Annotated in this window: 2 protein-coding genes and 1 pseudogene; all 3 read left to right on the forward strand. The window is 70.9% G+C overall.

All coding sequences use genetic code 11. The annotated features are described in order from the left end of the window. Positions 1 to 507: MazG nucleotide pyrophosphohydrolase domain-containing protein (locus B3S45_RS05180; protein ID WP_286717750.1), on the forward strand; the 507-nt coding region annotated here is incomplete at its 5' end. Positions 508 to 538: 31 nt separating this feature from the next. After that, on the forward strand, positions 539 to 1,789 hold the full coding sequence (hisS, locus tag B3S45_RS05185) for a histidine--tRNA ligase (RefSeq protein WP_286717757.1): 1,251 nt from the start codon (positions 539 to 541) through the stop codon (positions 1,787 to 1,789). Positions 1,790 to 1,856: 67 nt separating this feature from the next. Further along, positions 1,857 to 2,044: pseudogene (locus B3S45_RS05190) on the forward strand (SGNH/GDSL hydrolase family protein); the annotation flags it as partial.

The following is a 2,044-nucleotide window of genomic DNA, read 5'->3' on the forward strand; positions in this document are numbered from 1 at the left end:
CACGCCGAGATCGCCTCGAGGGATGCCGAGGACCCCTTCGACATCGACGACGTCGCGCGAGGGCTGACGGAGAAGATGGTGCGCCGGCACCCTCATGTGTTCGCCGGTGCCGTGGCGAACACTCCGGAAGAGGTCCTCGTGCACTGGAACGCCGCGAAGGCGGCCGAGAAGCACGAGCGGCAGTCCGTTCTCGATGGAGTATCGCACCACATGCCGTCGCTCGCGCTCGCGCAGAAGCTCGTCGGCAAGGCCGCGCAGGTGGGCGTGGGCGATTCGTCTCGCTTCGCTCGCGGGGCGACCGTCCCCCCGGTCGTTGAGCGAGGGAGCGGAGCGACCGAGACGAAACGCCCCGAGTCCGAGCACGACCTCGGCGACGCGCTGCTCGCACTCGTCGCCGTGGCCCGCGAGAACGGCTGGGACGCGGAGCGGGCCCTGCGTGAGCGCCTGCGCGGGCTCACCGCAGACGTCCGTGCGGCAGAGGGTGGGGCGGCCGACCTGGAACAATAGCCGGGTGGCATCCGTGAACCCGCCGCGCGGCATGCGCGACTTCCTCCCCGCAGACAAGGCCCGCCGCGAGCGAGTGCTCGCCGTCATCCGGGAGCGCTACCGCGCCCACGGCTTCGACGAGATCGAGACCCCCGTCATGGAGGAGTACGCGCGCCTGCATGCCGGCATCGGCGGTGACAACGAGAAGCTCGCCTTCAACGTGCTCAAGCGCGGGCTGAATGCCGAAGCGATCGTCGCGGCGGCCGAAGACCCCGCGGCGCTCACCGATCTCGGGCTCCGCTACGACCTCACCGTCCCGCTGGCGCGCTTCTATGCGACCAACCGCGGCCAGCTCCCCACGATCTTCCGGGCGGTGCAGATCGCGCCCGTGTGGCGAGCCGAACGACCGCAGAAGGGGCGCTATCGGCAGTTCATGCAGTGCGACATCGACATCATCGGGGATGCGTCCACCCGTGCCGAGGTGGAGCTGATCACTGCGACGCTGGACACCCTCGATGCCCTCGGGCTCGAGGGTGGGTCGGTGCGCATCAACGACCGGCGCCTGCTCGACGCGATGCTCGAGCACTTCGGCTTTCCTGTCGAGGAGCGCCCGAGCGTTCTCATCACGATCGACAAGCTCGACAAGATCGGCCCGGACGGGGTCCGTACCGAGTTGCTCGAGCGCTCCGGTGCGCGCGCGGCCGTCGAGGCCTTCGCGGAATTCCTTTCGCGCGAGCCGGAAGAGACATCCGGGTTCGGCGTCGACGCGATCCGCGCCGCGCTGCCCGCGGGGCTGGATGGGGAGGCGGCCGGTGCGCTCGGTGAGATCGGCGCGGCCGTCGCCGCCGCGCGCGGCGCCGGTGTGCCGCTCACGTTCGATCCGTTCCTCGTGCGGGGGATGGGGTACTACACCGGCACCATCTTCGAGGTCGCGCACCCGTCGGTGCCCTACTCGCTCGGCGGCGGCGGACGCTACGACGGCATGATCGGACGCTTCCTCGGACAGGAGGCGCCGGCCGTCGGCTTCTCGATCGGCTTCGAGCGCATCGTCGACCTCGTCGCGGACCAGGTCGACCAGGCGACCCCGGCGATCGTGCTCGTGCACGACCGGGATGTGCCGGTCGCCGAGCTCGCCGCGCTGAAGGCCGCGTTCATCCGTCGCGGTCAGCGGGTGCGGCTCGAACAGCGACCGAGAAACCTCAAGACCCTGCTGGAGCGGGCTGCCGCGGACGGGTACTCCCACTTCGCGGCGGTGACCGCCGGGGCGCACATCGATGACCTCGAGGTCAAACCGCTCGAGTGAGGCGTCTGGCCGCATCCGTTCACCGCGGCGTCAGCCCGGGTTCACGTCGACCCGGTCGAATCGGCGCATGAGCAGGGCCGGGACGGGCGTCGTGGTCGGGATGACCGCGGCGGGGGCGGTCATATCGTCGATGGTGGTCGTCCGCATCGCGCTGGCGCGGCAGGCGGCGTACGCCCGCCGCGTGATCGGGAAGCCGCTGGGGGAGGATGCCCTCGAGGCGGACCGGGTGTGGCGGCGCAAGCTCGACGGCGAGCC

The sequence above is a fragment of the Microbacterium sp. UBA1612 genome, assembly GCF_002321605.1.
Classification (GTDB): domain Bacteria; phylum Actinomycetota; class Actinomycetes; order Actinomycetales; family Microbacteriaceae; genus Microbacterium; species Microbacterium luteum.